The organism is Tenacibaculum sp. IMCC1, from assembly GCF_054906355.1.
On the sequence record NZ_CM142818.1, the window covers coordinates 2,503,052 to 2,528,361 of the forward strand.

Genomic DNA, 25,310 nt, shown 5'->3' on the forward strand with positions numbered 1-25,310 from the left:
ATGAAAAAAATTATTGCTACACTACTGTTTTTGAATATACTTACAGTTATACAGGCTCAACGACTAGAGTCTAAGATACCTAACAACATAGACGTGTTAGTTTCTGCAAACGCAGAAAATTTATTTAAATTGATAGAAGTATCAGATATTGACAAAAATGCTATTGGAAAAGAAATTTTAAAGGATATTAATAGAAGACGTGATGAAGATAAAGTGTCTTCAGTTGCTAATGCTGGCATTGATATTAAATCAAACGCGTATTATTTCTTTACTAAAACAGATAGCATTTCATATCACAATTTTTATGTGGAGTTGAAAGATAGAGAGTTGTTCGAATCAATGTTAAGTAAACGAAATAAGAAGAAGATAAGAAGAATGGAGGGTTATAATATTATTGAAGGACGAAGTGATATTAGAATATGGAACGATGATTACCTTTTATTGGTAAACGGTGATGCGTCAAGAGGATATTTCTCAACTCATAAAGAACGTCTAGATAAGCTTAAAGAAGAAGGAGAGTTTGGTTACAACTTCAGAAAAAGAATAGGTAAAGATTGGACAAAAAAATATGTGCTAGACCTATTTAATAAGAATGTTATAATGTCTATTGCTACTAATAAAAAGTTTCAAAAGAGTAAAAAGAAAAATGCATCGGCAACACTTTGGATTCGTAACTATGGAATGTTAATGACAGACTTATTTAAGTCTTTTGGAGGTTATCTATATCCTATGTATGCTGAAGGAGGAAATCAAAATATTTATGGAGTTGAAGAAGTAACTGCTAATTTGTTTTTTGATAAAAGTGATGCAAGAATTTTATTAGATATGTCGGTTAGTTCTGATATGAAGAAATCTTTTAAGAAGATTTATAATAAAAAAATGAGTAGCAATTTAGTTAATAGCTTTGATCATGATAAAGCATTAGCTTTTTGGAGTATTTCTATAGATACTGAAGAAACATTAAAGGAATATCCAGAATTATTACATAAGATGTACGGAGGTATTTTACCTAAATTTCAAGAAGAAATGGAACTTGTAGGTGATTTATTTTCTTTAGTTATAGATGAAAAAGCAGTAGGTAGATTAGTTACTGGAGATGCTCTTTTAGTATTGAACGATTTTTCTAAACAAGAAGTAGAGTACACTACTTACGAATATGATAAAGATTATAAGCGTAAAGAAGTAACAAAAACAAAAGAAGAGTTCATTCCTGATTTTACGTTGATGATTGGTTCAGAAGAAGAAGATTTATTGAATAAGTTTTTCAAATTAGGGGAAAAGCATAAAGCAGTTGAGATTGAAAATAACGTAGTAAAGTTTAAAACTAAAAAGTCTGATATACCATTTGATTTATATTCAGTAGTTAAAAATGATGTATTGTACTTAACTACATCAAAAACGAATGCGTTAAGTATTGCTAGTGGTAATAATAATTTTAACACAAAAAAACATAGTAAGTTGGTTAGAGACAACTCAACAGTGCTTTTTGTAGATGTAAATGCGGTTTTAAATAAAATTCCTAATAAATGGATGAGTAAATCGGAAAAAGAGGCAATGCGCTTTTCAACAGATAACTTAAATGATGGAGTATTTAGAGTGTCTAGAATGAAAGGAAACACAATTTCTTCTGAATTAAAAATATCTACACAAGGAACAGAAGAGAACACGTTAAAATTATTGTTAGAATTTATCAATACAGTAGCGAAATAAGCTAAATGATAAAAAGAATAGCATATATACTTGTAACAGTATGCTGTATTATAGTTACGGTTGGATTTTTTAGATATAATCCAACCGTAATTTATGAAAAAAAAGTACCAACTTCAGCTGAAACTATAGTTTACCTCAATCTTAGAGAAATAGAGTATAGTATACTTAGTAGTTTTTTAAAACATCCACTTTCTCAGTTAGACTTCAAGAAATCTACAAGCAAAAAAGCAAAAAAGAAAACAACATGGTTAGATGAGGTAGAAGTGCCTCCTGGTTTGTTTTTTTATACTAATGAACAAGAGTTTAAAAACTTTTTTATTAGTAGCCCAATAGTTGTAAAACAAAATTTTGAAGAAGCTTTAAAAGAAGAAGGATTTGCAGTCAAAAATATAAATAAGACAACTGTTTATAGTAAAGGGGTAATAAGTTGTGTAGTGAAAGGTAATTCTTTGCAAGTACTATTAAAAAAATATAAAGGAGCACAAATACTCCCTCAGCTATTATCTAAACTAAGTCATGAAAACTATTTTTCTGAAAACGACTTAATCTTAAGGCGGATAAAGGATAGTAAACAGCCAATAGTTATAAGTTCTTTGCAAGGAGACTTTTTTGAATTTTCTGCTGATGGAGGTGGTTTAAAGATTCAAGGAGAGTTAAGTGAAGAGAATAACTTGTTTAAGCCATTTAAAGCGTCTTCAGTGGGTAGTTCGATAGTAACTGTGTCAGGGAAATTAAACACCGAAGTATTAACAGGTAGGTTAGGTGTAGATTTTAAGAAAAAGTTTAAAAAGCTAACAACATTGTCATTAGATTCTGTTACTAATAAATGGGATGGAGTGATAGATTTTAATCTTAGTTCTTTCGTAGAAAAATTAGATACGATTGTAACTTATGAGTACGATGATGATTTTAATAAGGTTGAAAAGAAGGAAATTCAAAAAATAATAACACCCAAAGTGATTTTAGAAGTTGATGGAGGTGATTTGTGCAGGTATTTAGAAGAAAAAAGAGCAATTCAAAAACTAGATAATGAAGACATTCTAACATTAATGCCTTTTTTTACTACCTATAGCTTTTGCGAAGAAGAAGGTTTAAGGTTTGTGTCAATAAAAGGAGATAAGCCAATTAAAGAGGTTAATAAAAAGAATAAATTTTACTTCTTATTTAACGTGGCTGATTATCAGAATAGGGATAGAGGTATTTATTCTATTAAAAATAAATATTTAAGTAAAGTGAAAACAATGCAGTTATTAGTAGCTAATAACAACGAATTAAAGGCGACTGTAGAGTTAAAAAACACTTCAAAAAACTTTTTTTTACAAGCCTTGAATTAATACAGGGCAAATGCAGCAAATGATATAGCGGCTGATCCAAGCATGGCTAGAATAAAAAACATCGTATTTGCAAGCATATATTTAGTAAATGTTTTAAAATATCCTTGATTGTAAAACCTTTTCATGGCAATGTATAGGTAAACCATAAAAAGTAATAAGAAAATAGAAAGAAAGTTATTAGAGTGTTTAAAAAAGTCTATAATATAAAAAATTGAAAAAAGAAGAAATAGCACAGTTTGTACATGAAATACAAAAACTAGATGCTCTACGTAAGTATATTTTTTTCTAATATAAATAAATTTTAAAAATAAAGTAAATAAAGGCAGTAGAACAAAAAGTGCTATAGAAGCATATGATAGTACCTGACGGAAAAACTTCTTTGCTTCATCTCTATCTAAAAAAATTGAATTAAAAACTTTAGCGCGAGAATACCAAAAACGATTGCTAAAATTTTTGGTAACTTGTAAACTGTCCAAAGCAGCATCAATAGAGGTTTTTGGATGCGTCTTTTGAAATTTCATAAACTCTATAATATCAAAAGAATTACTAAGATTTGATTTAACTGTTTTTGGTTTTATATTATACGAAACTTTAGTGGAATCAGTTTCAGTTTGTTTAGTGTCAATAGAGTCTTGTTCTTCAAGTTGTTTAAAAACGATACTTTGGATAGAGTCCAAATCTACTTGAATATCCTCTGAGTCATCATTATTTATTTTGATATTAGATGAACGTCCAATCCTTAATTCTTCAAACTTTTTGTAACTGTCTGTTAAGCTTATGATTAAGAAAAAAATAATAGATGTAGCTAAATAGAACCGAAAAGGATTTGTGTATTTAATTCTTTTTCCTTCTATATAGTCTTTTGAAACTTTTCCAGGGCTTATTAGTAAAGGGATTAGTGTTCGCCAAAACTTAGTATCTAAAGAGAAAAAACCAGCAAAAAGTTCACGAAGAAAAACACTTAGTGTAATTTTCTTACCTCTATTCTTTTGTCCACATTCAGGACAAAACTTTTCGTTATTAGTAAAAGGACATCCGCAATTTAAACAGTTAGCATCTTTAATAACCGGAACTTTATTTTTCTTAATCATTAATTTAAAATAGAAGAGGTGGTTAATTGAAAAGTAGGAATAATTACAAGAAATTCCTCAAAAGTTTCTACGTTAATCATCTTGTAATTGCCGCCCATAGCACCTGTAGTAGATAGTAAAAAGCAATTTGATCTGTAATTATAAATATCGTTAGGTCTTAAGATTGGAGTTTCACCAACGACACCTTCACCTTCTACATATTCAGTATTGTTAAGAGCATCAAAAATAACCCAAAAACGTTCCAATAGCTTTACAGTTTCTTTCGAACTATTTTCTATGGAAACATAATAACTAAAAGCGTAGTATTGCCGATGCTCTCTGTAAACTGAGCCTCTAAAAGACGTTTTTACAGAAACCTTAATACCTTTTGTAATTTGCTGAAACATATGATAAAGATAGTTCTTTTTCAGTTTTTAGTCAACGTTTACATAAATACCTTACCTATTTTGGTTAAAAAAACCGTAACCAACACCAATTACTCTATCGTAAATTTCACCAAAAGGTCTGTAATAAACAATTACGGTATATTCATTCTCAGTTTGATAAAAAGAACCGTTAACCTCGTGTAAGTCAATGTTTTTTTTCTTGTTTAAAGTAGCGTAGCTATAGTTGTAGAAGCCTTGTTTAAAAGGTAAAATTGCCTTGTAAATTTTCTGAGAAGGGTCATAGGTCATTTTATTTTCTTCAGACAATTCGTAGTTGTTAAAAGCTCCATAAACATAAACTTCCTTGTTTTCGTAAGGCTCAAAAGCATCTAAAGAAAAATGAACTAAAGAATAATCAGCCTCAGTGTTATCTCTGTTGTCAACAACATCACGTTCAGTGGTTCTTATAACAAACTGTCCGTTAATATCAGGGTTGTAGGTATATGTTTTATCAGCCCTAGGCTCGTCTGTGTAGAGGTAGCTGTGGTATACGTTTTTGCGTTCTACTTTAGCAACATTTAAACTAGAGTTTCGTATCAGTTTAGTGTCAAAATTTAAAAACTCATTCCCTCCCCAGAAATTAGTTTTTACAGTGTGATTATATAAAAGTTGTTGAGGTTTTATAAAAATAGGTTGAAGATTAGTAATAGCTGTATTCCAATTATGGTTTTGAAACAATGTAACATTAATTTCTTGAGAAGGATTATTGATTTGTAAACCTGAGTGATTAACTGAAAATTGAACGGTTTGTTGTTGGTTGGTTGTTGTTGTGTTTCTGCTTCTAAAAGCAGCAACACCAACGGTGGTAATATCTTCGTAAAAGACACAGCGTCTTGTAAAAACAACTTTATAATCCTCATCTAAAACAGAAATTAAATAATTACCACTTTTTGTGATAATTGTGTTCTCATTAGGGATTTCTACAGAATAATGAGTATAAGGTTGGAGTGTATTAAAGGAATTGGTAAAGTTGAAGATTTCGTTTTGTTCAAAACCCTGAATGTATTGATTACTTGTTATTGAACTGGGTCTCCAATCATGAGTCATATGTTCAATTTTGTATAAATACTGTTTGCTATCAGCATCTAAATCATCAAAAGATAATTTTAAAACATCACCCAAGCGAACAATAGGGGCATAAAAGTTTGGGTTATTTTTAGGTCGTAGTTGTACTGTTTTTACATTTTGAGCTTGAATATTCAAAAATAACAATGCAAAGAATAATAAAAAATAATTTGATAATCGCATTTATAAAGCCTTAATACGTTAAAAAACGTGAAGATTCAGTTTGTAAAACTACGAATATATAAAACATTAATTTACTTATTTTTTATTTAGATTGAATAAAGATAATTTATACTTTTGCATTTCAAATTAAGAGGGGTATGAAGTTTGGTTTCTTTATGTTGTTGTTTGTGGCAGCAATTTCAAAGGCGCAAGTAAAGATTGGTTTTAAGGTTAGTAACACATTAGGTAGCCCAATAGAAGATGCATATGTTTTTATAAATTCCAAAGCAAAGGTAACTGATAAAAAAGGAGAAGTTTTTTTTAATGTAGAAAAAGACAACTATACGATTAAGGTTAATCACATTGCTTATTTAGATTTTTCTAAAGTAATTTTAGCGTCAAAAGATAGTATAGTTACTATAGTTTTAAGAGAAAATAAAGAGTTATTACAAGAAGTGGTAATAACTGCTAAAGAATCTGAAGGAATGACCTCCTCGTCTCTAGTAGATAGAAAGGCGATGAGTCATTTACAGCCCAGTAGTTTTACAGATTTGGTTAGTTTGCTTCCAGGTAAAAACATAACTAATAGTAATTTAAATGCATCTACTCATTTACGTTTAAGAGAGGTAGGTTCTTCTGATAGAGATTACGATACTTCTTTATTGGGTGTTTCTTTTTTGGTAGATGGTGTACCAATTAACACTAATGCAAACTTGCAACAGGTGGTAGAGGCAGCACCAGTAAATAAATCTACGAAAGATTATAATAGAAATACGGTAAGAAGAGGAGTGGATATGCGATCAATATCTACTGATGAGATAGAGAAGGTAGAAATTGTAAGAGGAGTAGCTTCTGCAAAATACGGAGATTTAAGCAGTGGTTTAGTAAAGATAAAGCGTAAAAATGGATATACACGCTGGAAATCTAGAATAAAATCAGATGGTTTTAGTAAGTTGTATTCTTTAGGAAAAGGATACAATTTTAACGAAGAAAACTTAAAGCTTAATTTTGATGTAGCGTATTTAGATGCAAAAGCAGACCCTAGAGATAACTACGAAAATTATAAAAGATACACTACATCTTTACGGTTAGAAAAGTTGTTTGAAAAAAGAAATCCTGTTAGTTGGAATTTAAATGTAGATTATACAGGTACTGTAGATGGTGAAAAATCGGATCCAGATGTTCCTTTTGATAAATATGAGTCTTTTAAATCCTCATATAATAGTATTCGTGTGTCTAACGAGTTTAACATTGATTTTTCTGAAGGTATATTAAAAAACATAAACTTTAAAACAAGCTTTAACCAGTCTTTTGATAAAATAAAGCAGACCAGATGGGTTCAATTATGGGATGCAACAGCACTTCCATTGGCTACAGAAGCAGGAGAGAGCTATGGTTTTTATCTTTTACCTAGTTACGTGTCTAACCAAGTAATTGATGGGAAGCCTTTAGATATTTTTGCAGATTTTTCTGGAATTTTAAATTTTTCAGCATACAAAATTAAAAACAATATTACGTTAGGTGTCAATTATTTATATGCCAAAAATAATGGGTTAGGACAAGTATACGATCGTAAATTACCACCTTCTCCGTCGATTAAAACACGACCGAGAACATACAAAGAAATACCAACAATGCAATCATTGGCTTTTTATGTAGAAGATGAAATAAAGTGGGATGTAAACACTACAAATTTTACTTTAAGAGCGGGTGTTAGAGGAACATCGTTTTTAGGGCTCAATAAAAAATACGCTATACATAATGAGCTGTTTTTAGATCCTAGACTTAATCTTAAGATAGCCTTTCCTGCAATAAAATTCAATAATAACGAAGCTTTAAAGATAGAGGTAACAAGTGGTTATGGTAAACATCATAAATTACCAACACTAAATATGTTATATCCGCAAGATTTGTATGAAGACTATGAGCAATTAAACTATTATCATAATATTAAAGAGTATAGACAAGTTCATTATAAAACATACAAGTTTTCACAAGTAAACTACAAAATTCAGCCTGCTTTAAATGTAAAAAAAGAAGTAAGATTAGGGTTAAACTATGATCATCACTCATTGTACATAACTTATTTTGATGAAAAAATGTCTTCTGGATTTAGAACAATTAGTAATTTTCATCAGGTAAATTATAAAAAATATGATGTATCAGGGTTAAACCATGAAACGATAACAAGTGCGCCGTTCGTAGAAAATTTACCCTACAAAACAGTAAATAGTTTAGCGTTATCATCACAAGAAAGTAATGGAAGCTCAATATTGAAAAAGGGAGTAGAATTTCAATATGCTACTAAAAGAATTGAGGCATTAAAAACACGCTTTACAATTAATGGTGCTTGGTTACAAAGTGAATATTTTAATTCATTACCAAGATATAAATCGGAAACAGCAATTATAGGAGGTGTAAACTACACCAATATTGGTTTGTATAAAATGGCTAATAACAACTCTTTTAAAGAGTCGTTACAAACAAGTTTTACAGCAGATACCTATTTGCAGAATTTAGGTTTAACTACTTCTTTTAGAATGGATGTACAATGGTATACTAAGTCGTTTTATTTGCCTGAAAGTAGTGTGCCTACACATTATGTAAAAAATGATGGTACTGTTGTGCCCTATACCATAGTAGAGGCTAACGACCCTGTTTTAAAATCTTTAATCTTAGATGTAAGAGGGGATGGAGAGGTTGCATACAGAGAGAGTCCCCTGGGCTTAAATACACACATTAAAATTTCAAAAAAGTTTTACAAAAATTTTGTGGTTTCTATGTATGTAAACAATTTGTTTAACTATTATGACAGAAATACAACAGCAAACCAACAAGTAACACAGCGAAATTTTATCGACCCCTATTTTGGAATGGAACTCAATTTTAATTTTTAATTATACAAATACTTTTACATGAAAAACATAGCATATTTTTTAACAGTAATTACACTACTAGTTTTTACGTCTTGTAGTGACGACCCTGAGGTGTTAATAAGAAAAAGTGATGCGACTTTTAATTTATTAAACCCATCGGACTTGGTAAAAATAACACAATATACAGATGTTACTATATCGTTTACAGAGCTTAATACTAAAGAAAAACAAGAGCAAAAAGTAACAGCAAACCTTGTTAACATAGAATTAAATCAAGGAAGTTACGAAGTGTCTGTTTCTGGTAAGGTGCAATATGATTTAAATGGTGAAACAAGAGAAGGGGTTGTTGTGGCGTTTGTACCAGAGTTAAACTTTGTAAGTGATGTACAAGCACAAGATATTCAATTAGCGTTAAAAGCTTTTAGTAAAGATTTTATTATTGAAGAAGTATTCTTTACAGGAACGTTAACGCCAGAAGGAGAGCAATACTACGGTGATCAATATTTTAAAATATATAACAATACAGACGAAGTTTTATATGCAGACGGATTAATATTAGCGCAATCTAAATTCTTAACTGTAGATAAACAAGAATATACGCCAGATGTTATGAAAACTGACTTTACAACCAGTTCAATGATTCAGATTCCAGGGTCTGGTAAAGAATATGCTGTCGAGCCAGGGGAATCATTAATTATAGCATTAGGAGGTATTAATCATAAAGAAAATAATGCAAAATCTATCGATTTAAGTTCAGCAGATTTTGAAATGTTTTATGAAGGAACAGGTGATGTGGATAACCCTGCTGTAACTAATGTAATCAATTTTTACGATAGAATAGTGCCTCATAACAGAGGGTTTAATAGTTACGTATTAGTAAGGTTGCCAAAGGGCGTAAATCAAACCAATTATATAAGTGATTATAAGTACAACTATGAGTGGTTATTTGTTTTTGGTGAATATGAGATACCGCAAAATGAATCTGATTATAAGATTCCTAATGAATGGATTGTAGATGCGGTTAATATGAGTGTAGAGTCAGAGTTTGAATGGGTAGTAACAGATGCTTCATTAGATAGCGGTTATACTTACTGTGGAAAAGTTGATAGAGATGCTTCACGTTACGGAAAATCTGTGAAGAGAAAAGTGTTACAAGAAATAGATGGAGTACGTTTATTGCAAGATACTAACAATTCAGCAAATGATTTTATTCCAGAAGCAAGCCTTTCTGTACAATAAGTTTTTACATAAAGTTGTTTTTTAATATAACAAAAAATGAAAATTAAAATAATATTTTTTTGTCTTGTGTTGCTTTTTAGTGGTAAGTTTTTTGCACAAGAAAATATAAAACTGCTACAAAAAATAAAACAACACAATAATCAAAAACAATTTTATAAAAATATTTTTCAAAACCCTGCATTAATGCAGGGTTTTGGTACTAGACAATTTTCAAGATTAAAAGCAACATACTCTAATGCTGCTAATGAAATGTATACTATTCAAAAACCAAGAAAAGAACGTGGTTTTAAAATATCCGCTTCATCTTTTTATCCGATAGATAGTACAAAAACAGTTTGGGGTAAAGCCAGTTATAGTAATATTGAAGAAAAAAATAAAGTATGGAATGAAGCTATCGATTATGATTTGATTTATCCATACATTACAGCAGATTCGGTAGGAGGAAACTTAAGTAACGAGCGTTATCACTTTTTAGGAGGGTATGCAAAAACAACTAAAAAAATAGATTTTGGAACACAGTTACAATACAAAGCAAACTTAGCTAGTAGAAGTAGAGATCCAAGAGTAAAAGACGTAAGTTCAAATTTTCAAATAAAATCAGGAGTATATTTTAAAGATCTTTTTGGGGTTGACTTAGGGCTTCATGCAGGTTTTCAGAAATATACACAATCCAATGATATTCGTTTTTTTAATCAAATTTCAGTACCAGAGATTTATCATTTAAATGGTTTAGGATATTTTAATGATATTGTAAGAGGAACTTATAAGAGTGTTTTTTATGATGGTAGTGGATTTAATTTAGGAATGCAGTTACAGCCAATAAAAAATAATGATTTATGGCTGTATGTAAACACAAAACAATTGAAAATAAGTAAATTTTTAAGTGAAGCAGTATCTACAGAGTTGTCTAGCTTAAAAAGTAACGATATAAACGCTTCTTTGGTAAAATTGTTTACGAAAAAAGGGCAAACTTTTGGGGTTAAACTAATGTATCAGGTTCAAGAAAAAAAAGGATTAGAGTCTATTCTTTCTTCAAGAACTGGATCAACACTCAAAATTATAGGTCAAAACGAAAATTACAAACTAAATAACACTACTTATCAATTAAGTACACTTTACTATAAAGACGCTGAAAAGTATTTTATGTACTTCTCTCCATATATTAACTATCAAAAATACAAAGAAGACTATTTTTTAATTAGAAGTTACCAGTATGTTGATAATCTTAATGTCGGATTTGTCTCTAGATATACAACAAGTGTTAATGAGAAAATATTGTTTTCTGCAGTAGTAAACTTTAATTATAAAGCTGTTTTAAAAGGGAAATCTTTGTTAAGAAACGATAATCAAGTTTCCATATCAAACATGCTTCATCAAAATAATGAATTGCTAAACTCTAATTATATTAATTCAGGAGTAAAACTTAAGCTAGATTATAGTGTAGCGGAAAAAATTAATGTTTTCGTTGGAATTAATACAGAAACAGCTCTAGTTAACACTGCAATAAATAATTTATATACAATATCAACAGGAGTAAGTTTTTAAATGCTCCTTTTATTTTCTTTCGCAACAAAAAATGACACGATTTTTACAATACCTTATTCTTATCCTTGTGTTGTATTCATGCAAGCAACATAATTCACAAGAAGAAAAATTAAACAAAGGTTATTCCATAGTTGACTTATATAAAAAACCAATTTCAAAATGGCCAAAACCAATCATTGACGAGGGGGTTGAGTGGCAAGAAATGAAACCCATAGAAATAAATTACAATTATTTCGAAGACATAAAAAAGCCAGAAGTTATGCTAGGTAAACTACTTTTTTTTGATCCCAAATTATCGTCCTCAAATCAAATATCATGTAGTTCTTGTCATCATCCAGAAATGGGATGGGCAACTCATACCGAAAAATCTACGGGTCATAATCATTTACAAAGCTCTAGAAATGCACCTACAATTTTAAATGTAGCATCAAAAAAAATCTTTTTTTGGGACGGTAGAGTAGCTTCTTTAGAAAATCAAGCACTGGGGCCTATAACAGCTCATAATGAAATGAATATGAATATTGATGAACTACCTGGTAAGCTTCAAAAAGTAAAAAGATATGAAGAGCTTTTTAAAAAGGTTTATAAAAAAGAAAATATAACAATAGAGCAGGTTTTAAGTGCAATTGCAGCTTTTGAGAGAACTATAAAAAGTCAACCTAGTAAGGTAGATAGATTTATGAAAGGAAGTTACAAAGCATTAACAGATTCTGAAATTAAAGGGTTACATCTTTTTAGAACAAAAGCAAGATGTATGAATTGTCATCATGGGCAATTTTTTACAGATCAAAAATTTCATAATATAGGATTAACATATTACAAGAGAGAACAAGAAGATCTAGGACGTTATAATGTTACGAAGAATAGTGAAGATGTTGGAAAATTTTTAACCCCTTCTTTAAGAGATCTACTTAATACAAGACCATGGATGCACAATGGTTTTTTTGATAACTTAACAGGAGTGGTAAACATGTATAACAGTGGTATGCAGATGTTAAACCCATCTTTTGAAGAAAAAAAGAAAGACTCATTGTTTCCAGTGGTAGACCCGTTAATGAAACCTTTAAACTTAACCGATGAAGAAATTAATGACTTAGTAGCTTTTCTAAAAGCTTTAAATGGAACAAAGTACAAAATGGAGATTCCAGAAGTACCACGATGACTGTTTGTTCTACGATAAGAAGCTTAAAAAAGCAAAAGCTAATTTAGAATAAGTATAAATAATGTTGTTTTTTAAAGATAAGAAAGGTTTTGTTCTGCAAAGGGATGCAAAATTTTTAAATTTGCGTGTTTTTAAGAAAATCAAATTAATCAGTTCCTATGTCAAAAGACATCCGTATTAAGAAGGGCTTGGATATCAAGCTAGTTGGCGAGGCAGAACAGATAACTACTGAACTTCAATTAGGTAGTTTGTTTGCAGTAAAGCCAGATGATTTTCACGGCGTTATTCCTAAAATTTTAGCAAAAGAAGGTACAGAAGTAAAAGCAGGAGAAGCACTTTTTTATTCAAAAAGTGACGAGCGTGTTTTATTTTCTAGTCCTGTTAGCGGTAAAGTTACAGAAATCGTTCGTGGAGCACGAAGAAAAGTTTTAGCAATTAAAATCACTGCTGATGCACAGCAGGAATACAAAGATTTTGGTAAAAAAGATGTAGACACAATGTCTGGAGAAGAGGTGAAAAACCACTTGTTTGCTTCAGGTTGTTGGCCGTTTATAAAACAACGTCCGTATGACGTAGTTGCAAATCCTAATCAAGCACCAAAAGCAATTTTTGTATCTGCCTATGCAAGTGCGCCTTTAGCAGCTGATTATGATTATGCGTTAAAAGGCAAAGAAGCAGAATTACAAGCAGCTTTAACAGCGTTAACAAAGTTAACAGCAGGTAAAGTACATGTTTCTGTAGGTAAAAACTCAACACTATCACCATTTAAAGATGTGAAAGGAGTTGAACTACATAAAGTTTCAGGTCCACACCCGGTAGGAAATGTAAGTACACAAATAGCACAAATTGATCCTATTAATAAAGGAGAAGTTGTGTGGGTAGTTACGCCTCAAGACTTAGTAGTAATAGGTGAGCTATTATTAACAGGGAAGTTAAATATTACTCGTACTGTTGCCTTAGCAGGTTCTAAATTTAACAAACCACAGTATGTAACTGCAAAAGCAGGGGCACAAATAGCTGATGTTGTTAAAGGAAATTTAGAGGCTGATAATGCTCGTGTAATTAGTGGAAATGTTTTAAGTGGTTTAGAAGTTAAAGAAGATGGTTTCTTAGGATACTACGATAACTTAATTACAGCTATCCCAGAAGGAGATGATTATGAGTTTTTTGGATGGAATAAACCAGTTTTTAACAAAATATCTACTTCTAGAGCATTAACTTTTTCTTGGTTAAACCCAAAGAAAAAATATGACTTAAATACAAATACTAACGGAGAACACAGAGCATTTGTAGTAACAGGCTCTTATGAAGAAATTTTTCCGTTAGACATCTATCCGATGCAATTATTAAAAGCTTGTATGTATAAAGATCTGGACGAAATGGAAGGATTAGGGGCTTACGAAATTGCACCAGAAGATTTTGCATTAACAGAATTTATTTGTGTATCGAAACAACCTCACCAAAAAATAATTCGAGAAGGATTAGATTTAATGAGAGAAGAATTAGGATAAGATATGGGCTTAAAACAAAAATTAGATAATTTTAGAGAAGAACATAAAGAAAAAAAGTGGTTTCCCTTATTTAGTGGGTTTCATACTTTTCTTTATATGCCAAAAGAGGTAACGCACGGCGGAACTCATATTAAGGCAGCAGATGACTTAAAACGTACCATGAATACGGTAATTATGGCATTAATACCATGTTTGCTTTTTGGTATGTTCAATGCAGGGTATCAGCATAATCTTCAAATAGAAGCCGTTTCAAATGCAACAGGTTTCTTTTCTGGAGAGTTTTGGAATATGAGTAACTTTCTAATAGGTTTGGTTAAAATATTACCATTAGTAATTGTTTCATATGCGGTTGGTTTAGCAATAGAGTTTGTTTTTTGTATAATCAAAGGGCATGAGATAGAAGAGGGGTACTTGGTAACAGGAATGTTAGTTCCATTAATTGTACCAGTAGATTTACCATTATGGATGCTAGCAGTAGCAGTAGCATTTGGAGTTATAATTGGTAAAGAAGTATTTGGAGGTACAGGAATGAACATCTTAAACCCTGCCTTAACTATTCGTGCATTCTTATTCTTCGCATACCCAACATGGATGTCTGGAGATAAAGTATGGGTTCAAGGAGCAGTAGAAGCTGCCGGAACAGCTGATGCCATTTCAGGAGAAACAATTTTAGGAAGTTTGGCACAGTCACAACCATTAAATTATTCAGTTTCTGATATGTTCTTTGGGTTCATTCCAGGTTCAGTAGGAGAAACATCAACATTATTAATCTTATTAGGAGCTTTATTCTTAATCTTTACAAAGATTGGAAGCTGGAGAATTATGTTATCTGCAGTTATTGGAGCTTTAGTAATGGGATTCATCTTCAATCAAGTAGTTGATATGGGATGGATTGGTGAAACAAGCAAGTTTTACGGATTAATGAGTTTAGATTTTTGGAAGCATTTATTAATTGGAGGTTTTGCGTTTGGTGCTGTATACATGGCAACTGATCCAGTAACAGCATCACAAACTAACAAAGGAAAATGGATTTATGGATTCTTAATTGGTTTTATTTCAATTATGATTCGTGTATTCAACCCTGCATATCCAGAAGGAGTAATGTTAGCAATCTTATTAATGAATGTATTTGCTCCAACAATTGATCATTACGTAGTTCAAGGTAATGTAAAAAGAAGATTAAAACGTTTAAAAGCTAAAACTGCCTAATTATGAGTAAGAAGACAGATAGTAATGTATATACGGTAGCATTCGCAATAGGAATGGTACTAGTAGTGGGTGCGTTGTTAGCTTTTACAGCGTCATCACTTCGCCCAACAATCGATGCTAACAAACGTATCGAGAAGCAGCAAAATATTTTGTATGCAATGGGTGTAAACGAAAACGATGAAACAAGTGTAGAGTTTGTTTCAAAAGATAAAGTAGCAGACGAGTTTGCTAAATACATAAAAAAACAATTAGTAATTGAAGGAGATAATGCTTCTGAAGATTCTAAAGCGTATTTAATTGATGTAAAAAAGCAACAAACAGCAGCTAAAGAAGGAAAAACAAGAAAATTACCATTATTTGTAGGTGAAAAGGAAGGGAAAACTTTCTATATCGCTCCAATTAGAGGTAAAGGTCTTTGGGATGCTATTTGGGGATATGTTGCAATGGATAAAAACATGGTAGTTCAAGGAGTTTTCTTCGATCATAAAGGAGAAACACCAGGTTTAGGGGCTAACATTAAGCAACGTTACTTTATGGACGATTTTATTGGAGAAGATTTAATGAGCAATGGTTCTTTTAAAGGAATTGCAGTTTCTAAATCGAACAATGATCCAAAGAATGAAGATAAAAATGATAACGAGGTAGATGCAATTGCAGGAGCAACTATTACTGGAGACGGAGTAGCTGCAATGATTAAATCTGAATTAGGTTTATACGTACCTTACTTTAAAACATTAAAATAAATATGGGACTTTTATCAAAAAAAGACGCAGCGTTAATTACTGATCCATTAGCAGATAATAACCCAATTACAATTCAGGTATTAGGTATTTGTTCTGCATTAGCAATTACAGCAGAGTTAAAAGCTTCTATTGTAATGTCTATATCGGTATTATTTGTATTAGGAGTAGGGAATGTAGTAATCTCGTTAATGAGAAATATTATTCCATCAAAAATTAGAATTATTGTACAGTTAATCGTAGTAGCAACCTTAGTAATTATCGTAGACCAAGTGTTAAAAGCATTTGCATACGATTTAAGTAAAACCTTATCGGTTTTTATTGGGTTAATTATTACCAACTGTATTATTATGGGACGTTTTGAGGCTTTTGCTTTAGGAAACGGACCTTGGAGATCGTTTTTAGATGGAATAGGAAATGCCTTAGGATATGCAGTAATCTTAATTATTGTAGGTTTCTTTAGAGAGTTATTAGGTTCAGGTACTTTATTAGGATTTAAAGTATTAGGTGATCCTATCGAGAAAACAGGATTGTATGCTTTAGGATACGAAAACAACGGATTTATGTTATTATCACCAATGGCATTAATCGTTGTAGGTATTATTATTTGGGTACAACGTACAAGAAATAAAGCATTAGTAGAAGACTAACTTAAGTTAGTGTTCATTAAAAATATAGAAAATGGAACATATAGAATTATTTTTCAAATCGATATTTATAGATAACATGGTATTTGCTACATTCTTAGGAATGTGCTCATACCTTGCAGTATCTAAAAAAGTATCAACAGCCGTAGGTTTAGGTGCCGCTGTAATCTTTGTATTAGCAGTAACAGTACCAGTAAACTGGTTGTTAGATCAATACCTATTACAACCTGGAGCTTTAAAGTGGTTGGGAGAGGAATATGTAGATTATGACTTAAGTTTCTTGTCATTTATCATGTTTATTGCAACAATTGCAACCATGGTACAATTAGTAGAAATTATAGTTGAAAAATTTGCGCCAGCATTATATAACTCTTTAGGTATTTTCTTACCATTAATTGCAGTAAACTGTGCAATTTTAGGTGGGTCATTATTTATGCAATCTCGTGAAATTCCAACATTAGGTTTATCATTTACGTATGGTATTGGTTCAGGAATCGGGTGGTTTTTAGCAATTTTAGCAATTGCTGCTATTCGTGAAAAAATCAGATACTCTTCTGTGCCACCAGCATTAAGAGGATTAGGAATTACATTCATTATTACAGGTTTAATGGCTATCGGGTTTATGAGCTTCGGTGGAATGTTAACTGGAGGTGATGATGCAGGTAAAAAAGAAGAAACTGCTGAAGTTAAGGTTGAAAAGAAAGAAGTTGAAGAAAAGATAGTAGAGGAAACTGAAAAGACTGAAGAGAAGGCAGAAGAATTAGCTAATAACACTAAAGAAATTACAGAATAATGGTATTTTTAGAAGTAAGCACAGGAGGAACAGTTGCTATTACAGTATTAGCGTTTTTAGCGGTAATCTTAGTTTTGGTAGCTTTATTATTATTTGTTAAGCAAAAATTGGCACCATCTGGACCTGTAAAAATTACAATCAATGGTGAAAAAACAATAGAAGTAGCATCAGGAGGAACTTTATTATCTACCTTAGGTAATGAAAAAATATTTTTACCATCAGCTTGTGGTGGTGGTGGTTCTTGTGTACAATGTGAGTGTCATGTAAATTCAGGTGGAGGAGAAGCTTTACCTACAGAAACACCACACTTTACACGTAAAGAATTACAACATGGTATCCGTTTAGCATGTCAGGTAAAAGTAAAGCAAGATATGGATATATCTATTCCAGAAGAAATTTTTGGAATTAAGAAATGGGAAGCAACTGTTGTAAGAAATTATAACGTAGCAACCTTTATTAAGGAGTTTGTAGTTGAGATTCCTGAAGAAATGGATTATAAAGCAGGCGGGTATATTCAAATTGAAATACCACCATGTGAAGTAAAATATGCTGATATGGATATTTCTGCGCATCCACAAGATCATCCAGGTGAACCAGATAAATTTGAGGCTGATTGGGATAAATTTAACCTAAGACCATTAGTAATGAAGAATGAAGAAACTGTAGAGAGAGCATACTCTATGGCTTCTTATCCAGCAGAAGGAAGAGAAATCATGTTAAATGTTCGTGTAGCAACACCTCCTTTTGATCGTGCTAAAGGCGGATGGATGGATGTAAATCCAGGGGTGGCATCTTCGTATATTTTTAATCAAAAGCCAGGAGATAAAGTAACTATTTCTGGACCTTATGGTGAATTCTTTATCAATGACTCTGATGCAGAGATGTTATATGTAGGTGGTGGAGCTGGTATGGCACCAATGCGTTCACATATTTATCATTTATTTAGAACTTTAAAGACTGGTAGAAAAGTAACATACTGGTACGGAGGTCGTTCTAAAGCAGAATTATTCTACATTCACTACTTTAGAGCGTTAGAAAAAGATTTTCCAAACTTTAAATTCTACTTAGCATTATCTGAGCCATTAGAAGAAGATAACTGGAAGGTTAAAAAAGATATTAATGATGAAAGCGGAGATGGTTTTGTTGGGTTTATTCACCAAGTTGTAATAGACCAATATTTATCTAAGCATGAAAGTCCTGAGGATTTAGAATTATATTTCTGTGGGCCACCATTAATGAACAAAGCAGTACAAAAAATGGGTGAAGATTTTGGTCTTGATGACGAAAACATTCGTTTTGATGACTTTGGAGGATAGAAACATAGTGTTTAATACATTATATTATAAAACCGATACAAATTTGTATCGGTTTTTTTGTGCTTAAAAAGATAGTATTCTTTAATAAGAGAAGATTTAAATATCATGAAAGCAAAACAACATTTTTAGTAAAATAATGTTATTCATAAATTATATCAAACTTATATACAGGGTTGTCGCTCTCATATTCAAAAACTCTAGCATAATCCATAACGTTAGCTATTCCTTCGAGTTTACATAGTTGTGAAACTACAGCGCATAAACCATTAAATAACCTCTCTTTATCGGTCGGATTTTGAGGTTTTGGATTATAATGACATAAAGGAACAGTAAAACCGCATGCTTCTAAAAACACCTTTTCAATCAGTAGTAATTCAAGTGGAGTGTAACCATTAAATTTTCTACCTAAATTTTGATGAACCCTACCCACATAGCTTAGTTGCAATGAGCCATGATCATTCGTGAGATGTTTCCAACTATCTCGATTGTCTAATATATTTCCAACCGCACATGCTGAGCAACATTCAGGGTTCAATTCATCGTTGTGAAAAGCATTATAAAGCTTTATAAGTGCTTGTTCTAATCGTTTAGGTATTTCCATAATCAAAAAGGATTTACTCCCTTAAATATACAAAATATTGGTTGTACCTTTGCATCAAATTATTGTTAATGACGACTTTTCAAGATTTAGACTTATCAAATCCACTAAGAAATTCAATTGAAGAATTAGGTTTCGTAAATCCAACACCTATTCAAGAACAAGCATTTCCTGTAATTCGTTCAGGAAAAGATGTGGTAGGGATTGCACAAACAGGTACAGGTAAAACTTTTGGGTACTTACTCCCAATATTACGTGATTTAAAGTTTTCAAAACAACAACACCCAAGGGTGATGATATTAGTACCTACACGAGAATTAGTGGTTCAGGTGGTAGAAGAGATAGAAAAGCTAGCTAAATACATCACTTTACGAACTGTAGGTGTATATGGCGGAGTTAATTTAAATCGCCATAAAGAAGCAGTAATGCAAGGAGCTGACATTATTGTTGCCACACCAGGACGTTTGTACGATTTAGCGTTAAGTAACGTATTAAAATTAAAGTCTATTCAAAAATTAGTCATTGATGAAGTAGATGTAATGCTTGATTTAGGTTTTCGTTTTCAGTTGTTAAACATCTTTGATTTATTACCTCAAAGACGTCAAAACATCATGTTTTCAGCAACGATGACGGAGGATGTTGAAGCATTAATTGATGATTTTTTTATTGCTCCACATAAAATAGCAATTGCAGTAAGTGGAACACCGTTAGATAACATTCAGCAAATAAGCTATGATGTTCCTAATTTTTATACAAAAGTCAACTTATTAAACTATTTATTATTTGATAAATCAGAGTTTAGTAAAGTGTTGGTGTTTGCACCTAATAAAAGAAATGCAGACAGACTATTTGATTGTGTAGCCGAAGAATATCCATCACAAGCCTGTGTAATTCATTCAAATAAAACACAAAACTACCGTTTGCGCTCTATAGAACAATTCAACAAAGGAGAAAAACGAATCTTAATAGCTACCGATGTAATTGCACGTGGATTAGATTTAGAAGAAGTAACACATGTAATCAATTTTGATGTGCCACACTTCCCCGAAAACTATATGCACAGAATTGGTCGTACAGGTCGTGCAGAAAGAGAGGGAAAAGCAATTTTATTTGCTACGGAAAAAGAGCAGGAAGCAAAACAAAGAATTGAGGAATTGATGGATTACACAATTCCAAAGCAAGAAATTCCAGAACAAGTTGAAATAACCAAGCAATTAACGGAAGAAGAACGTCCGAAAGAAGAAAGAGAAGTAAATAAAAACAGAACTTCTCAAGAATATATTCCAGGTCCCGCTTTTCACGAGAAAAAGGAAAAGAATAAAAAAACAAACCAAGGAGGTTCTTATAGAAGAGAGCTTGCCAAGAAGTACAAAAAGCCAAAAACAAGAGGAGATAAAAATTATAACAAACGCAATAAGAAACGTAAATAATGCAAGAACTTACTAAGCAAGAACTTCACAATTTAGGAATGAATATTGTGGGTAAAAAACTGCAAGAAATGGGATATGAATTTGTTGCAATAAATAGCGAGTTGAAAAAGCATCCACAGTTTGTGTTGTTTAAAAAAGGAGAGCCTACCATTTTTGTATTAGTAAAAACTACGAACAACATACAGTCACCCCAAGAATATGATGTATTGTGGATGGAAACTTTTAAAAAACACGCAGAAAAACAAAATGCAAAGGTTTGGTATGCTGGCATAGGTATAGCAAATGCAGAAAGTGTAGATTTGCCTGTGTTTAAAGACAAACCCTATTATGTTGCTTTTGATGATTTTATAAAAATCTTATAAAACCTTTTACTAATTTTTGGTGCTAATCTCCTTTTTTAACTGAAGGAAAAAGAGTGGTTTTGTAGGTTGGAAAGGGTATAAACCCTGTTAAATATCAGGTAGTTGTATGTTAATTTTACCTCAGGGAAATTAATAAAATATCTAAAAAAATGAAAAGACAACTACTAACCCAAAAAGGAAAAAAATTAATAAAAACTATTATGGCATTTTTATCAGATTTAGGTAATGGTGCTAGTTATGCAATTAATAATTAAGGTTTAAATAGTTAGAATCTAAAAAACACTCGTTTTATGATGTAAACGAGTGTTTTTTTATACATAAATAGTAACTTTACAGTGTGGAGAATCTGTTAAACGAAATAAAAAACTGTAAGATTTGTGAGAAATATATAGAACCCAATCCTGTAGTTCTTGCTAGTAAAAAATCCAAAATCATTATTGTAGGTCAAGCACCTGGAACCAAAGTACATCAGTCTGGGATTCCTTGGGATGATGCTAGTGGAAAACAGCTTAGGAAATGGTTGAGTGTTACTGATAAGGAGTTTTATGATACCAATAACTTTGGAATAATACCTATGGGTTTCTGTTATCCAGGAAAAGGAAAATCAGGAGATTTACCACCAAGAAAAGAATGCGCTCCACAGTGGCATCAACCTTTATTAAAAGAAATATCAGAGGTAAAATTGATTATTTTAATAGGAATGTACGCTCAAAACTATTACTTAAAAGGAAAAGCTAAAAGAACACTCACTGAAACAGTGAATACTTTTGAGGAATACTTGCCTAACTATTTTGTATTACCACATCCATCCCCAAGAAATCGATTTTGGTTAACCAAAAACTCATGGTTTGAAAAAGATGTTTTACCCATATTGAAAATCACAGTAAAAAAGCTGATATAGTGATTTTAATACTAAAAGAAAGTTAAATACATGCATTGATAAATTTGTATTTTTGCAATGTATGATAGAAACAAGAGAAGCCATATCAGAAAAAGCGGTTTTAATAGGTATTATAACCCAGCATCAAGATGAAAAACAATCAGAAGAATATTTAGATGAGCTAGAGTTTTTAACACTTACAGCAGGAGGAGTAGCTGTAAAAAGGTTTGTTCAAAAATTAGATAAACCCCATCCAAAAACTTTTATTGGAACAGGTAAACTAGAAGATGTAAAAGTGTATATAGATTCCAATGATATTGGAACAGCTATTTTTGATGATGAGCTGTCACCTGCGCAACTTAGAAATGTTGAACGTTTTTTAGATTGTAAAATTTTAGATAGAACCAACTTAATACTTGATATTTTTGCAAGTAGAGCACAAACAAGCTCAGCAAAAGCTCAAGTAGAATTAGCACAATACCAATATTTATTACCTCGATTAACCAGAATGTGGACACACCTTGACAAGCAAAAAGGAGGTATTGGTATGCGTGGTCCAGGAGAAACAGAAATAGAAACTGACCGACGTATTATTCGAGATAAAATTTCGTTGCTAAAAAAGAAATTAGTAACTATTGACAAGCAAATGTCCATACAACGAAAAAATCGTGGAAAAATGGTGCGTGTTGCTTTGGTAGGATATACCAATGTTGGTAAATCTACCTTGATGAATGTTGTTAGTAAAAGTGAGGTTTTTGCAGAGAATAAACTGTTTGCAACATTAGATACTACAGTTAGAAAGGTGGTAATAAAAAATATTCCTTTTTTAATGACAGACACCGTTGGGTTCATTAGAAAATTACCAACACAATTAGTAGAGTCGTTCAAGTCTACTTTAGATGAAGTTCGTGAAGCAGATTTATTATTACATGTCGTAGATATTTCACATCCAAACTTTGAAGATCATATAGCTTCTGTAAATAAAATTTTAGATGAAATAGATAGTAAAGATAAGCCGACAGTTATGGTATTTAATAAAATAGACGCTTATACTCATGAAACTATTGATGAAGATGATTTGATAACAGAAAAAACAAAAGAACATTATACATTAGAGGACTGGAAAAAAACCTGGATGAATGACTTAGAAACGGAAAGTATTTTTATTTCAGCTTTAAATAAAGATAATTTAGAAAATTTTAAAGAGAAAGTATATGAGGAGGTAAAGAAAATACATATTCAACGTTTTCCATATAATGATTTTCTATATCAAGAATATTAGTTTACAGTAAAAAAACGCAAACATAACTTAAAAAGGACTTAAATAATTAAAACTTTAAGTTCTTTTTTGTTATATTTATAATCCCTAATGTTGCTTTTTATATGTTTTATAAAGCATTGTAAATTATATTTTTAACCATTTTATCCCCCTGAAAATGAAAAATAATAAAACTTCACAAACAATATTTAGACGATTCTATTCATATTTATTAACTAACAATAAATTAAAAGCCTTAACGTAATTAATTTTATTAGTATAATGCCATACCTAGTAATTATAATCTTTACTTACAAAGTATGTATAGTTAAATGAAGTGTTTACTCTTTTTGAGTTATCATGTATTAACCTGAATAGATCATGATGAAAAAAATAATCCCCCTCTTATTATTGTATTTCAGTATGCAAGCTGTTAGTGCGCAAGAGAAATGTACATCTGAAAGTATTCATTCAGTAGATGTAAATATAGTTCACAAGTGTTTAGCAGAAAAGAAAGTAGAAAGCAATAATACAGAAGCTTCAGTTATAGTAACTACTATTCCTAGTAGAAGGCACATAAGAAAACGTATTTATTTTGAGAAAGTAATTAGTTTTGCAGAAGGTATTGAAGCAAAAAGTTTAAAGAAAATAAATACATTAAATGAGCTAGCTGAATGTAGTTTAGGAAATGTTTATCCTATTATAAAAGAAACAACAAAAAAATCAATTTCTTTTGATGTAGTTGAAGAAATTCCTGCATTCTTGTCATGCAAAGAATCATTAAAAGAAAAAGAAGATTGCTTTAATTATAAAATGCAAGACCATATAATGACCACCTTAGTTTATCCAGAAGAAGCTATAGAAAAAGGGTTAGAAGGAGAAGTTTTAGTGAGTTTTGTTATAAATGAAATGGGTAAGGTGACTGAGGTTAAGACAGAAGGAATTAATGTGCCTGAAATATTAAAAAAAGAAGCAAAAAGAATTGTATTACTATTGCCTGATTTTATTCCAGGAAAACAACAAAGCAAAAATACTAGAGTGTTATATCGCTTTCCTATGATTTTTAGTTTAAACAGTTCTGATTATTAGAGTGTTAAAATAGTTTATTTTATGTAAAAAAAAGAATACCTTTGCATGCCAAATTTTCATGAGTAACAAGTGTAATTGTTTGATTGGAAAAATGTTAAACCTTTAAGGCATGAGAAAAATTATTTTATTAATTACGTTAGTTTGCTTTTATGTAACCAATGTAATGTCGCAACGAGAAGTATGTGAGACGCCAGAAGAGTCTTTAGTAGATTTAAATAGTATAACAAAATGTACTATTGCTCCAAAAGACAAAAAAAATAAAGGAACAAGACAAATCTCTGTAAAAGTATCTGCCAATAGAAGGTATTTAAAAAAGAGAGAAATTTCGAAAAAGAAAGTAGTTTCAAATGCTACAAATTTGTCAGGAGCAGGAACGGCAGCAATAAAAAGTACAACTTCGCAAACAGAGTTAAGTAAACCTTTAACTTTTAAAAGTAACCTTGAAAACTTAACAAGTAAATTATCAGCAGAAGAAGTACGAAAAGCAGAAAAGTTCTCTACTGTAGACAAAATACCTCTGTTTACTGCATGTAAAAAAGCAAAAAAGAACGAAAGGTTAGATTGCTTTAATATGGAAATGGTAAAACACATTCAAAAACATTTTAGATATCCTAGCCAAGCAGTAAAAGAATCTATACAAGGAGAAGTTTGGGTGCGTTTTATTATTGATAAAAATGGTCAGGTTAAGAATATTAAAACTTTAGGACCTAAAAATGGAGAATTATTAAATAATGAAGCTGTTCGAGTGGTATCTCAATTGCCACAATTTATTCCAGCAAAAAAATCAGGAGGAGAAACATCTGTAAAATATGGTTTCCCAATCATGTTCGCTCTTGATGAATAACATAAGTAACTCAATATAAAAATA

General features: G+C 31.2%; 22 protein-coding genes. 18 read left to right on the plus strand and 4 right to left on the minus strand.

The annotated features are described in order from the left end of the window. Together ACXIHB_RS11780 and ACXIHB_RS11785 are read left to right on the plus strand one after the other, a co-directional pair. Positions 1-1,710 carry a hypothetical protein gene (locus tag ACXIHB_RS11780; protein ID WP_462098308.1) on the plus strand — a complete coding sequence of 570 codons (1,710 nt, stop codon included), beginning with the start codon at positions 1-3 and terminating at the stop codon, positions 1,708-1,710. 5 nt (positions 1,711-1,715) lie between these two features. Continuing rightward, positions 1,716-3,044: a hypothetical protein gene (locus ACXIHB_RS11785; protein WP_462098309.1), complete on the plus strand. Its 1,329-nt coding sequence runs from the start codon at positions 1,716-1,718 to the stop codon at positions 3,042-3,044. On the opposite strand, the gene ACXIHB_RS11790 is transcribed toward ACXIHB_RS11785, so the two are convergent. Genes ACXIHB_RS11790 through ACXIHB_RS11800 form a run of 3 tightly spaced genes read right to left on the minus strand, consistent with a single transcriptional unit; the run spans position 3,041 to position 5,808 of the window. Continuing rightward, a complete protein-coding gene (locus ACXIHB_RS11790) occupies positions 3,041-4,135 on the minus strand; it encodes a DUF3667 domain-containing protein (protein ID WP_073182539.1) in 1,095 nt (364 codons plus the stop codon). The two genes, ACXIHB_RS11785 and ACXIHB_RS11790, sit on opposite strands and share 4 nt — an antisense overlap. Beyond that, positions 4,135-4,521, minus strand: a complete 387-nt coding sequence (apaG, locus tag ACXIHB_RS11795) for a Co2+/Mg2+ efflux protein ApaG (RefSeq protein ID WP_047788321.1) — start codon at positions 4,519-4,521, stop codon at positions 4,135-4,137. The genes ACXIHB_RS11790 and apaG overlap by 1 nt, the downstream gene beginning before the upstream one ends. A 51-nt stretch (positions 4,522-4,572) precedes the next feature. Beyond that, positions 4,573-5,808, minus strand: coding sequence for a type IX secretion system plug protein (locus tag ACXIHB_RS11800; protein WP_173359311.1), 1,236 nt, complete (start codon positions 5,806-5,808; stop codon positions 4,573-4,575). Positions 5,809-5,945: 137 nt separating this feature from the next. Here ACXIHB_RS11800 and ACXIHB_RS11805 point away from each other — a divergent pair, with 137 nt between their 5' ends. The 10 genes from ACXIHB_RS11805 to nqrF all read left to right on the plus strand — a co-directional run bounded on the left by ACXIHB_RS11805 (position 5,946) and on the right by nqrF (position 18,825). Next, the gene (locus ACXIHB_RS11805; protein ID WP_462098310.1) at positions 5,946-8,684 is read left to right on the plus strand and encodes a TonB-dependent receptor plug domain-containing protein; all 2,739 of its coding nucleotides are present in this window, start codon (positions 5,946-5,948) and stop codon (positions 8,682-8,684) included. A gap of 18 nt (positions 8,685-8,702) precedes the next feature. Continuing rightward, positions 8,703-9,902 (plus strand): DUF4876 domain-containing protein, encoded by a 1,200-nt coding sequence (locus tag ACXIHB_RS11810; RefSeq protein ID WP_462098311.1) that lies wholly within the window; start codon positions 8,703-8,705, stop codon positions 9,900-9,902. Positions 9,903-9,938: 36 nt separating this feature from the next. After that, positions 9,939-11,447 (plus strand): DUF6850 family outer membrane beta-barrel protein, encoded by a 1,509-nt coding sequence (locus ACXIHB_RS11815; protein WP_462098312.1) that lies wholly within the window; start codon positions 9,939-9,941, stop codon positions 11,445-11,447. Positions 11,448-11,478: 31 nt separating this feature from the next. Beyond that, positions 11,479-12,609, plus strand: a complete 1,131-nt coding sequence (locus tag ACXIHB_RS11820) for a cytochrome-c peroxidase (RefSeq protein ID WP_159509460.1) — start codon at positions 11,479-11,481, stop codon at positions 12,607-12,609. A gap of 158 nt (positions 12,610-12,767) precedes the next feature. After that, complete coding sequence (locus ACXIHB_RS11825; protein ID WP_073182544.1) at positions 12,768-14,120, plus strand: Na(+)-translocating NADH-quinone reductase subunit A; 1,353 nt, start codon at positions 12,768-12,770, stop codon at positions 14,118-14,120. 3 nt (positions 14,121-14,123) lie between these two features. After that, the gene (locus tag ACXIHB_RS11830) at positions 14,124-15,329 is read left to right on the plus strand and encodes an NADH:ubiquinone reductase (Na(+)-transporting) subunit B (protein WP_047788327.1); all 1,206 of its coding nucleotides are present in this window, start codon (positions 14,124-14,126) and stop codon (positions 15,327-15,329) included. Positions 15,330-15,331: 2 nt separating this feature from the next. Continuing rightward, the gene (locus ACXIHB_RS11835) at positions 15,332-16,072 is read left to right on the plus strand and encodes a Na(+)-translocating NADH-quinone reductase subunit C (protein WP_047788328.1); all 741 of its coding nucleotides are present in this window, start codon (positions 15,332-15,334) and stop codon (positions 16,070-16,072) included. A gap of 2 nt (positions 16,073-16,074) precedes the next feature. After that, the gene (locus ACXIHB_RS11840) at positions 16,075-16,719 is read left to right on the plus strand and encodes an NADH:ubiquinone reductase (Na(+)-transporting) subunit D (RefSeq protein WP_047788329.1); all 645 of its coding nucleotides are present in this window, start codon (positions 16,075-16,077) and stop codon (positions 16,717-16,719) included. A gap of 31 nt (positions 16,720-16,750) precedes the next feature. Beyond that, positions 16,751-17,509, plus strand: coding sequence for an NADH:ubiquinone reductase (Na(+)-transporting) subunit E (nqrE, locus tag ACXIHB_RS11845; protein ID WP_253055445.1), 759 nt, complete (start codon positions 16,751-16,753; stop codon positions 17,507-17,509). Then, positions 17,509-18,825: an NADH:ubiquinone reductase (Na(+)-transporting) subunit F gene (gene nqrF, locus ACXIHB_RS11850; protein ID WP_047788331.1), complete on the plus strand. Its 1,317-nt coding sequence runs from the start codon at positions 17,509-17,511 to the stop codon at positions 18,823-18,825. The genes nqrE and nqrF overlap by 1 nt, the downstream gene beginning before the upstream one ends. A gap of 139 nt (positions 18,826-18,964) precedes the next feature. Here nqrF and ACXIHB_RS11855 read toward each other — a convergent pair whose 3' ends face one another. Next, complete coding sequence (locus ACXIHB_RS11855) at positions 18,965-19,426, minus strand: Na(+)-translocating NADH-quinone reductase subunit F (protein ID WP_173359317.1); 462 nt, start codon at positions 19,424-19,426, stop codon at positions 18,965-18,967. A gap of 68 nt (positions 19,427-19,494) precedes the next feature. Between ACXIHB_RS11855 and ACXIHB_RS11860 the strand changes: the two genes are divergently transcribed. The 6 genes from ACXIHB_RS11860 to ACXIHB_RS11885 all read left to right on the plus strand — a co-directional run bounded on the left by ACXIHB_RS11860 (position 19,495) and on the right by ACXIHB_RS11885 (position 25,286). Further along, positions 19,495-20,853, plus strand: a complete 1,359-nt coding sequence (locus tag ACXIHB_RS11860; RefSeq protein ID WP_047788285.1) for a DEAD/DEAH box helicase — start codon at positions 19,495-19,497, stop codon at positions 20,851-20,853. Next, positions 20,853-21,215, plus strand: coding sequence for a Na(+)-translocating NADH-quinone reductase subunit F (locus tag ACXIHB_RS11865; protein WP_159509082.1), 363 nt, complete (start codon positions 20,853-20,855; stop codon positions 21,213-21,215). The genes ACXIHB_RS11860 and ACXIHB_RS11865 overlap by 1 nt, the downstream gene beginning before the upstream one ends. Positions 21,216-21,552: 337 nt before the next feature. Next, entirely contained in the window at positions 21,553-22,116 is a 564-nt protein-coding gene (locus ACXIHB_RS11870; protein ID WP_159610869.1) for a uracil-DNA glycosylase family protein, read from the plus strand. 61 nt (positions 22,117-22,177) lie between these two features. Beyond that, a complete protein-coding gene (hflX, locus tag ACXIHB_RS11875) occupies positions 22,178-23,377 on the plus strand; it encodes a GTPase HflX (protein ID WP_462098313.1) in 1,200 nt (399 codons plus the stop codon). A 357-nt stretch (positions 23,378-23,734) separates the two neighbouring features. Continuing rightward, the gene (locus ACXIHB_RS11880; protein WP_462098314.1) at positions 23,735-24,442 is read left to right on the plus strand and encodes an energy transducer TonB; all 708 of its coding nucleotides are present in this window, start codon (positions 23,735-23,737) and stop codon (positions 24,440-24,442) included. Positions 24,443-24,551: 109 nt separating this feature from the next. Then, the gene (locus tag ACXIHB_RS11885; protein WP_053056633.1) at positions 24,552-25,286 is read left to right on the plus strand and encodes an energy transducer TonB; all 735 of its coding nucleotides are present in this window, start codon (positions 24,552-24,554) and stop codon (positions 25,284-25,286) included. Positions 25,287-25,310 lie beyond the last annotated feature (24 nt).

Bases quoted from the DNA above. Each gene is read 5' to 3' on its own strand.
- ACXIHB_RS11780 (WP_462098308.1), top strand. From the start codon at position 1: ATGAAAAAAATTATTGCTACACTACTGTTTTTGAATATACTTACAGTT.
- ACXIHB_RS11785 (WP_462098309.1), top strand. From the start codon at position 1,716: ATGATAAAAAGAATAGCATATATACTTGTAACAGTATGCTGTATTATA.
- ACXIHB_RS11790 (WP_073182539.1), bottom strand. From the start codon at position 4,135: ATGATTAAGAAAAATAAAGTTCCGGTTATTAAAGATGCTAACTGTTTA.
- apaG (WP_047788321.1), bottom strand. From the start codon at position 4,521: ATGTTTCAGCAAATTACAAAAGGTATTAAGGTTTCTGTAAAAACGTCT.
- ACXIHB_RS11800 (WP_173359311.1), bottom strand. From the start codon at position 5,808: ATGCGATTATCAAATTATTTTTTATTATTCTTTGCATTGTTATTTTTG.
- ACXIHB_RS11805 (WP_462098310.1), top strand. From the start codon at position 5,946: ATGAAGTTTGGTTTCTTTATGTTGTTGTTTGTGGCAGCAATTTCAAAG.
- ACXIHB_RS11810 (WP_462098311.1), top strand. From the start codon at position 8,703: ATGAAAAACATAGCATATTTTTTAACAGTAATTACACTACTAGTTTTT.
- ACXIHB_RS11815 (WP_462098312.1), top strand. From the start codon at position 9,939: ATGAAAATTAAAATAATATTTTTTTGTCTTGTGTTGCTTTTTAGTGGT.
- ACXIHB_RS11820 (WP_159509460.1), top strand. From the start codon at position 11,479: ATGACACGATTTTTACAATACCTTATTCTTATCCTTGTGTTGTATTCA.
- ACXIHB_RS11825 (WP_073182544.1), top strand. From the start codon at position 12,768: ATGTCAAAAGACATCCGTATTAAGAAGGGCTTGGATATCAAGCTAGTT.
- ACXIHB_RS11830 (WP_047788327.1), top strand. From the start codon at position 14,124: ATGGGCTTAAAACAAAAATTAGATAATTTTAGAGAAGAACATAAAGAA.
- ACXIHB_RS11835 (WP_047788328.1), top strand. From the start codon at position 15,332: ATGAGTAAGAAGACAGATAGTAATGTATATACGGTAGCATTCGCAATA.
- ACXIHB_RS11840 (WP_047788329.1), top strand. From the start codon at position 16,075: ATGGGACTTTTATCAAAAAAAGACGCAGCGTTAATTACTGATCCATTA.
- nqrE (WP_253055445.1), top strand. From the start codon at position 16,751: ATGGAACATATAGAATTATTTTTCAAATCGATATTTATAGATAACATG.
- nqrF (WP_047788331.1), top strand. From the start codon at position 17,509: ATGGTATTTTTAGAAGTAAGCACAGGAGGAACAGTTGCTATTACAGTA.
- ACXIHB_RS11855 (WP_173359317.1), bottom strand. From the start codon at position 19,426: ATGGAAATACCTAAACGATTAGAACAAGCACTTATAAAGCTTTATAAT.
- ACXIHB_RS11860 (WP_047788285.1), top strand. From the start codon at position 19,495: ATGACGACTTTTCAAGATTTAGACTTATCAAATCCACTAAGAAATTCA.
- ACXIHB_RS11865 (WP_159509082.1), top strand. From the start codon at position 20,853: ATGCAAGAACTTACTAAGCAAGAACTTCACAATTTAGGAATGAATATT.
- hflX (WP_462098313.1), top strand. From the start codon at position 22,178: ATGATAGAAACAAGAGAAGCCATATCAGAAAAAGCGGTTTTAATAGGT.
- ACXIHB_RS11880 (WP_462098314.1), top strand. From the start codon at position 23,735: ATGATGAAAAAAATAATCCCCCTCTTATTATTGTATTTCAGTATGCAA.
- ACXIHB_RS11885 (WP_053056633.1), top strand. From the start codon at position 24,552: ATGAGAAAAATTATTTTATTAATTACGTTAGTTTGCTTTTATGTAACC.